General features: G+C 68.2%; 4 protein-coding genes and 1 pseudogene. 1 reads left to right on the top strand and 4 read right to left on the bottom strand.

Features of this window, described 5'->3' with window-relative positions; translation table 11 throughout:
* The 3 genes and pseudogenes from A5704_RS15305 to A5704_RS15295 form a co-directional block, all read right to left on the bottom strand.
* A pseudogene (locus tag A5704_RS15305) lies at positions 1-288 on the bottom strand (NADP-dependent oxidoreductase); the annotation flags it as partial.
* A gap of 195 nt (positions 289-483) precedes the next feature.
* Positions 484-4,074, bottom strand: a complete 3,591-nt coding sequence (gene car, locus A5704_RS15300) for a carboxylic acid reductase (RefSeq protein ID WP_067889739.1) — start codon at positions 4,072-4,074, stop codon at positions 484-486.
* A gap of 141 nt (positions 4,075-4,215) precedes the next feature.
* Positions 4,216-4,971, bottom strand: coding sequence for a L,D-transpeptidase family protein (locus A5704_RS15295; protein WP_067889742.1), 756 nt, complete (start codon positions 4,969-4,971; stop codon positions 4,216-4,218).
* 398 nt (positions 4,972-5,369) lie between these two features.
* On the opposite strand from A5704_RS15295, the gene A5704_RS15290 reads away from it, so the two are divergent.
* The gene (locus A5704_RS15290) at positions 5,370-6,302 is read left to right on the top strand and encodes a LysR family transcriptional regulator (RefSeq protein WP_067749837.1); all 933 of its coding nucleotides are present in this window, start codon (positions 5,370-5,372) and stop codon (positions 6,300-6,302) included.
* On the opposite strand, the gene oxc is transcribed toward A5704_RS15290, so the two are convergent.
* Positions 6,286-8,016, bottom strand: a complete 1,731-nt coding sequence (gene oxc / locus A5704_RS15285) for an oxalyl-CoA decarboxylase (protein ID WP_067889737.1) — start codon at positions 8,014-8,016, stop codon at positions 6,286-6,288. The two genes, A5704_RS15290 and oxc, sit on opposite strands and share 17 nt — an antisense overlap.
* Positions 8,017-8,145 lie beyond the last annotated feature (129 nt).

Genomic DNA, 8,145 nt, shown 5'->3' with positions numbered 1-8,145 from the left:
CGGTTCGACCGGTACGGGGGCCGGGAGGTGTTGTACGTGGCCGACATCGACATGCCTCGGCCCGGGCCCGGCGAGGTCGCTGCCCTGCCCGGATGGGAAGGTCGCGGGAAACATCTCATGCATCGCGCCGCTTCGGATAGCCGCCTCACCCGGATTGATCCCCGCGGCGCGGACCTCGACCACCACCTCGCCGGGCCCGGGCCGAGGCATGTCGATGTCGGCCACGTACAACACCTCCCGGCCCCCGTACCGGTCGAACCGTACGGCGCGCGCCGCAGCAGCCGTCATGTCGTTTCCTCCCACCGCGAGCATCCCTTCCCTCAGCAAGCATAGGCACGCAAAGGCGGGTGCCCAGTGCCCGTCTGGTGGCGCGGCCGCGAAGGCACCAGCGGCGTCAGACGCGGAAGGAACGCCCATGGAGGTGCGGTCGACGTCGGACGTAAGCAAGAGGTCGCGATCATGAGGGGCTTGCCCGGCTAACCACTACACCATCCCGAGTAACCGCAAGTCGAACACGTACTTGGCGATCAAGTCGGCCGACAGGTGCGGAATGTCCTTGTCCGCACCGATCTTTGCGGCCTGGACCGCCGCACGGAAGACGTCGGTCGGGGCCGGCGCCCCGCGCAGCGGCCGCTCCGGCTGGTGGTAGGCGTCCAGCAACGGCAGCACGGATTGTTGCCGCTGCTGGTCCGGCAGGGCGCGGAGCGCCGTGCCGAACCGCCGGAGCCACTCGTGGTAATCCTCGATGCGCCGGATGTCGTGGCCGTCGGCGATCAACCAGTCCACGAACACGTCCAGGGAGATCCCGTCGTCGTGCGGGTTCATCACGTCGAAGGAGCGGAACGTCCCGGACGGCTCCGGCTCGTCGGGGGCCATCGCGAGCTGCTCGCCGAGCGCCGCCACGGCCTCGGCCACGAAGTCCGCGGGCAGGCCGTCGTAGTGGGCCCTGGCCCGGTCGCCGGTGCCGGTGGGCTCGTAGAACGACGACGGCGCGATTCCGGTGACCAGCAGGCTGAAGATCAACCGCGTGAAGGCATCTGGAACGTTCAGCTGCCCGGCGTAGCGGCTGTGGGCGAGGATCATGTCGGACCGGAAGACGGCGACCGGCAGCTCGCAGAGATCGTGCGCCTCGCGCAGCAGCACCTCTCCGGCCCACTTGCTGTTCGCGTACCCGTTTGCGTAGCCGGATCCGATCGGCCGCACCGGGCTGATCGTGCGGATGTCACCGTCTTCGGTGAACCGGGCCGGATCGACGGACATGGCCACGGCGACCGTCGACAGATAGGTCACCGGTTTGATGCGTGCGGTGAGCGCCAGGCGGATGATTTCAGCGGTGCCAACGACATTGGGCCCGAACAGCTGGTCGTACGGCAACACGTGATTGACCAGCGCCGCCGGGTGAACGATCATGTCGACGCTGCGGGCCAGCCGGTCCCACGTCGCTTGGTCCAGCCCCAGGCTCGGCTCGCCGATGTCGCCGGCGATGACCTCGAGGTGGTCGGCCGCCAATTCGCGGAACCGATCGACCAGATGCGGGTCGCCACTGCGGTAGACACCTTCGAGACGCTCGGCGGCCGCTGCCGCATCGGTGCCGCGCACGATGCAGACCAGTCTTCCGCCCGTCTCGGCGAGGCGCTCCAGCCATTCCAGGCACAGGAAGCGGCCGAGATAGCCGTTGGCGCCGGTCAACAGCACCGTGTGCGGTGTGCCGGTGGCCCGCGGCAGGGTGGGGGCGTCGGCCAGCGTCTTCGGGTCGAGGAATTTGTCCAGCCTGAGGTCGGTCGCGCGGGCCTCGGTGGCGTCCCTCCCGTGCACGGACCCGAACGTCGGGCGGCGTGACCCCGAATGGCGCTCGGCCTCAACGAATTCCGCGAGCTGAGCCAGATCGGTGGCCGGACCGATGATCATTCCCACTGGCACCTCGACGTCGAAGATGTCCTGCAGCAGGTTGGAGAAGGTCAACGCCGACAGCGAATCCCCGCCGAGTTCGATGAACAGGGCGTCGGGGTCGGGCGGACCGCCGGCGAGGCCGAGGAGCGCCTCGGCGGCGCGGGACAGCGTGTCGATGACCGGCCGATCCGCCGCTCCCTCTCGCAGCGCCCGCAACTCGGAAACCCGGTTGGCGGCCAAGTCCGCGTACAGCTGCTCGAGCCGGTCGCCGTAGTGCTCCTTGAGCTTCGGCCGGAGCAGCTTGCCCACCCCGGACAGCAGACCGTTGTCCTCACTGAACGGCTCGACCTCGACGAGAAAGTCGGCGGGCACCTCGTAGGACTGCAGCTCGGCGAGGCCGGCTGCCTGGCGCAGGGATTCGTGCAGAGCGGTCTTGATCCCGTCGGCATCACCGGCGAACCTGTCCAGCGCGTCGGCGGTCGGCACGATGACGGCCAACAGATACGGGCGTTCGCTGTTGCCGTAGACGAAGATCTGCCGAATCAGCGCCGCGCTGCTGAACACGGCCTCCAGGCTGGCGACGGCGACGAATTCGCCTTGGGCGAGCTTCAATACGTTGTTGCGCCGGTCGACATAGGCGAGCCGGTTCGGCTCCAGCTCCGCCATCACATCACCGGTCCGGTAGTAGCCCTGCGCGTCGAAGGCATTGGCGGTGACGTCCGGGCGCTTGAAGTATCCGGGCGTGGCCGTCAGCGACTTGACGAGCAGCTCGCCCCGCGGAAAGGGCTTGTCGGTAAGGAAATAACCCAACTCGGGTACGTCGATGAGCTTGTAGTCCAAGACCGGCGGCGCAGCGATCCGGCCGTCCTTGGTCACCATCCCGACCTCGGTCAGCCCGTAGCCGTCGAGGACATGGACCTCCAGGCAACTCTCCACGAAGGCCCTCATCTCGGCTGCCAGGGGCGCGGTGCCGCAGAAGGCGGTGACGATGCGCCCGCCCAGCACCCGCTCGCGCAACTCGGTGCGCGCCTCGGCTTCCGCGGATTCCGCGTCGGCCCCCTGGGCGACCCGCCGGTCGACGGCACTCTGGTAGCGCTGGTACAGCATCTCCGCCACCCGGGGTACCAAACCCATTTCGGTGGGGCGCACCAGGTTCCAGTCGTCGAACAGCGTGGACAGGTCGCTCTCGGGCACGAAGTAGCTGGTGCCGCCCGCCTGGAACGCAGTCGACAGGGGGATCCGGCCGCCGAGGTGATTGAGCGGCATGAAATTGACGTTGAACACGGGTGTGTCCGCGAAGTCGGGCATCAGCTCGTTGGTCCACAGCTTGCACAGCATGCGCTCGGTGTACATGGCACCCTTGGGCAGCCCCGTGCTGCCCGAGGTGTACATGATCATGGCCAGCCGCTCGTCGGTGCCGCCGGCGTACGCCGGCTCGGGCGGCAGGGCGCGGCCGCGCTCGATCAGCTCGTCGAACGTCTCGATCGTCACCGACATGCCGGCGGCCGAAAGCTTCGCCCGCGCACGCGCCAAAGCCTCGCGCTGATCGTCGATTTGGGGGGAGTAGTCGAAGACCACCAGGCGTCTCACCGACGCGCTGCCCAGCGCCGCTTCGACGGCCAGGTCGAGGTAGCCGGCGCCCGCCGCGAGTACTCGCGGCTCGACCTCGGCGACGATGGGCCGCAACCGGGACGCCGCCGCATTGTGCTGCAGGGGCACCGCGACCAGCCCGAGATACCCGCAGACCAAATCCAGGGTCAGGTACTCGGCGCTGGCGAAACCGACTGTGGCGACGAAGTCTCCGGGCGCCACCGGGTGAGCCGTGTCGTTTCGCCATGCGGTGGCGATCGCTCCTACGTTGGCCCACAGATCGCGGTAGTTGAGGGTCTCGAACCGGGGGAGCAATTGCGCAGTGGTGCGGCCGCTTTCGGGATCGGTGACCAACGAGCGTGCCCGCCAGCCCAGCGCCGGACGATCGGCGTAACCGTCGACGAAAGTCTGCAGGATCTCGGTCAGCCGCAGTCCCGGCCGGCGGGCCGTCCGCTGGAGTGACGGGTCCGGCTTGGCGCTCCGGAACTGCTCGTCCCCCGCGTCCAGTCGGCGAATCCGGTCGGCCACCCGCTCGCGCGCCGCGCTGCTCGCACCCGCAACGTTCGATTCTTCGTGCGCCGCGTCACCGGTCATGAACAGCCTCTCGCTCGGGTCCTCGTCCTACCGGAACTCACCGTCGCGGGCCAGTCTTCCGTTCAAGCGTTGTGACGGTTGTCACAGGGGAGGGAAGGTTGGATCACGCCGCGTTTCAAAAGGGCGCGTGCGCCGCCAGGATCAGGCGACGACCTGAATCGGATCCCCCACGTTCACCTGGTTGAAGTACCACGCGGCGTTGTCGGGGCTGAGGTTGATGCAGCCATGGCTCACGTTGGCGTAGCCCTGAGAATCGACCGACCAGGGCGCGGAGTGCACGTAGACGCCGCTCCATGTGACGCGGACGGCGTATTGGGCGGTGATTTTGTATCCCTCGGGTGAACTCAGCGGGATGCCGATGGTCCGCGAATCCATCACGACCGACCGCTCCTTTTCCAGGGCGGTGAAGTTGCCGACCGGCGTGGGCCGGCTGGGCTTGCCCATCGAGGCAGGCATGGTGCGCAGCACCTCGCCGTTTCGGCTGACGGTGAAGGTGTGCCCGGAGATGCTCGCAACGCCGAGAAGCGCGTCACCGGTGTCGAATCCCGTCGTGAGGGCCTGGATACCCACCGAGACGTGGGTGTGAGGAGGCCAGTACTGGTTCGGCACCCACTGCACGACATCGTCCTTGACCCATTCGAAGTGCCCCGGTGTGTTGCTCGGCGACGTCACGTGGATGGACCGCTCGACGGCGGCGCGGTCACCGACGGGTGCCCGGAAACTCACCACCACCGGGTGCGCGACCCCCACTACCGCGCCGTCGGCCGGCAAAACCGCGGCGATGCCGGGCATGGGTTGGGGAGCGGGAATGGCGGCGTGGCTGCGGCCGGTCGCTCCGACGAGGCTCAGCGTCGTGATCGCGACCATAACAAACAGATAACGAACACCGCGGCGCATGGCGTCCACCCTTCGGTACGGTGCGATAAACACCAGATTATTCTACTGGCTGTCCCGGCGCTGCCGCTTTCAGCAAACTCTGGCGGGTTCGCCGCTCAGCGGTAGCGATCCGATCATCGCGTAGATTCCGCCATGTTGACTGGATGCTCGGTTCATGGCGGACCCTGGCCCGGTCTGACGGGGATTACCATTTTGGGCTGGAGATAAACGACCCGCTTGCGCGGCGGTTGCCGCCGTCGGGGCGGTTTCCCACCAGCGCAGTCGCTTTCGGGGTGCGGCCGAGTTCGGCCCGCCCGCGCCGCCGCTTTCCACCGAGCTTCCTCGCCGGCCCGCTGATTGGCCGGGGCGCCGGTGACGCGTTAGCCTCAGCAAAACTCCTTCGGGCCGAGGAGGTGCGGGTGCTCTTCCGTCAGCTGGAGTATTTCGTCGCGGTCGCGCAGGAGCGCCACTTCGCCCGCGCTGCCGAGAAATGCTTCGTCTCCCAACCGGCGCTCTCTGCCGCGATCGCCAAGCTGGAACGGGAACTGAACGTCACCCTGATCAATCGCGGCCACAGCTTCGAGGGCCTCACGCCCGAAGGGGAGCGGTTGGTGGTGTGGGCCAGGCGGATTCTGGCCGAACACGACGCGTTCAAGGCCGAGGTGCATGCGGTGCGGTCCGGCATCACCGGCATGCTCCGGTTGGGGACGGTGCCCACGGCGTCGACGACGGCGTCGCTGGTGCTCTCGGCGTTCTGCTCCGAGCACCCGTTGGCGAAGGTGCACATCCTTTCCCGGCTGGCGGGCACCGAACTGTACCGTCGGCTGCGGGAATTCGAACTGGACGCCGCGATCGTGCACGCAGAGCCCGACGAGGCCCATGAGGTGAATCTGGTGCCGCTGTACCGGGAGCACTATGTGCTGTTGTCACCCGCGGACATGTTGGGGTCCGCCGCATCGACGATGACCTGGCCGGAGGCCGCCCAGCTGCCGCTGGCATTGCTCACCGCGGACATGCGGGACCGGCAGATCATCGACAAGGCATTCGCGGACCACGCCATAGAGGTGTCGCCCCAGGTCGAAACCGACTCCGTCGCTTCGCTATTCGCACAGGTCGCCGCGGGCAACTGGGCGTGCATCGTGCCGCACACCTGGTTGTGGACGTCGCCGCTGGGCCCGGAGGTCCGCGCGGTGCAGATGGTCGACCCGGTGCTCACGGCGGACATCGCCCTGGCGACCAATTCCGCAGGCCCCGGGTCGCCGATCGCCCGGGCGCTCGCCGCCTCCGCCGCGCAGCTGTCGCTGAACGAGTTCTTCGACGTGCAACTGTCGCGTATCACCCACCGGCGTTGACCGCCTTGCTGGTCGGGTTCAGGCTCGCCAGATGCCCACTTTCCACTCCCGCCGCCGGGTCGAGTTCGCAGTCGATGACCGCCGGTCCGCGAGAGCCAATCGCCTCGGACAGGGCAGAGCCTAACTCCGACGGGGTGGTGACGTGATATCCCTTGCCGCCGAAGGCCTCCGCGATCAGCTCGTGACGTGCCCGCGCGTTGAGCACGGTCGGTGCCGGGTCGGCGCCGTTGGGTGCCTCGTCGCCGCGGTAGACGCCACCATTGTTGAGAATGACCACGGTCACCGGCAGGCGGTAGCGGCAAATGGTCTCGACTTCCATGCCGCTGAACCCGAACGCGCTGTCCCCCTCGATCGCGACCACGGGCTGCCCGGTCTCGACGGCGGCGGCGATGGCGTAGCCCATGCCGATGCCCATGACGCCCCAGGTGCCCGTGTCCAGCCGGTGGCGCGGTAGCTCCATACCGATGACGTTGCGGGCCAGGTCCAGCGCGTTGGCCCCCTCGTTGACCACGTACGCCTCCGGGTTGTCCTGCAGCACAGCGCGAATCGCGCCAAGCGCGTTGTAGAAGCGCATCGGGTGCGGATCTTCGGCCAGCCGCTCGCGCATCTTGGCATCATTGCGGGCGGTGCGCTCGGCGAGCTCCCCGGTCCATTCCGCGGGCGCGGTGACGGGACGGGCGGCCAAGCCGTCACGCAACGCCGTCATCACCGAGCCGATGTCACCGGCCAGGGGCGCCGCGATCGGCTGATTGCTGTCGAACTCCGCCGGCGCTATGTCGACCTGAATGAACTTGGCGTGCGCCGACCACCGCGGCGAATCCCCATGCCCGAGAAGCCAATTCAGACGTGCGCCGACCAACAGCACCGCGTCGGCGCGTGCGATCGCGAGCGAGCGCGCGGCCGCCGCCGACTGCGGGTGTGAATCCGGCAGCAGGCCCTTGGCCATCGACATCGGCAGAAAAGGAATGCCGCTGGCCTCCACGAACTCGCGGATCACGTTGTCCGCCTGGGCGTATGCCGCCCCCTTGCCGAGCACGATCAACGGTCGTTCCGCTCGCGCAAGCACCTGCAGCGCGCGCTCGACCGCCTCGGGTGCCGGCAGCTGCCGGGGCGCCGGGTCGACGATCCGCCAGACGGTGTCCGCGCCGGCCGCGGCGTCCATGGCTTGCCCCAGCACGTCGCCGGGGATGTCGAGGTACACGCCGCCGGGACGGCCGGAGATCGCGGAGCGCATGGCGCGCGCGACGCCGCGCCCGATGTCCTCGATCCGGTTGATCCGGTAGGCCGCCTTCACGAATGGTCGCGCGGCGTTGAGCTGGTCGATGTCCTGGTAGTCACCGCGCTGCAGATCGACCAGCGCCCGATCGCTCGATCCCGAGATCTGGATCATCGGGAAGCAGTTCGTGGTGGCGTTGGCGAGCGCCGGCAACCCGTTGAGGAAACCGGGACCGGACGTCGTGAGGCACACACCCGGCCGGCCGGTGAGGAATCCGGCCGCGGCCGCCGCATTGCCGGCCGAACCCTCCTGCCGGAAGCCGATGTAGCGGATGCCGGACGCCTGTGTGACGCGGGCGAGGTCGGTGACCGGGATGCCGACGATCCCGTAGACGGTGTGCACGTCGTTGGCCTTGAGCGCCTCCACCACCAGGTGGAATCCGTCGATCAGCCGCGCGGACCCCTGCGCCTGGCCGGGGGATGCCGAAACTGCGGTCATGGTGGTGACTCCTCACGTCTGGTCGGAGGTGAAGCAAAGCCTGCGCCCTTACTTTGACGCCGGGGCCCGGCGGGTGTCCAAGACGGGGCCGCTATGCGCCGATACATGTCGTCTATCGGCGCTAGTCAG

The organism is Mycobacterium sp. E735, from assembly GCF_001666955.1.
Classification (GTDB): domain Bacteria; phylum Actinomycetota; class Actinomycetes; order Mycobacteriales; family Mycobacteriaceae; genus Mycobacterium.
The sequence above is the reverse complement of the archived record's forward strand: the minus strand, read 5'-3'. Positions and strand labels throughout refer to the sequence as shown.

Bases quoted from the DNA above. Each gene is read 5' to 3' on its own strand.
- oxc (WP_067889737.1), bottom strand. From the start codon at position 8,016: ATGACCGCAGTTTCGGCATCCCCCGGCCAGGCGCAGGGGTCCGCGCGG.
- car (WP_067889739.1), bottom strand. From the start codon at position 4,074: ATGACCGGTGACGCGGCGCACGAAGAATCGAACGTTGCGGGTGCGAGC.
- A5704_RS15295 (WP_067889742.1), bottom strand. From the start codon at position 4,971: ATGCGCCGCGGTGTTCGTTATCTGTTTGTTATGGTCGCGATCACGACG.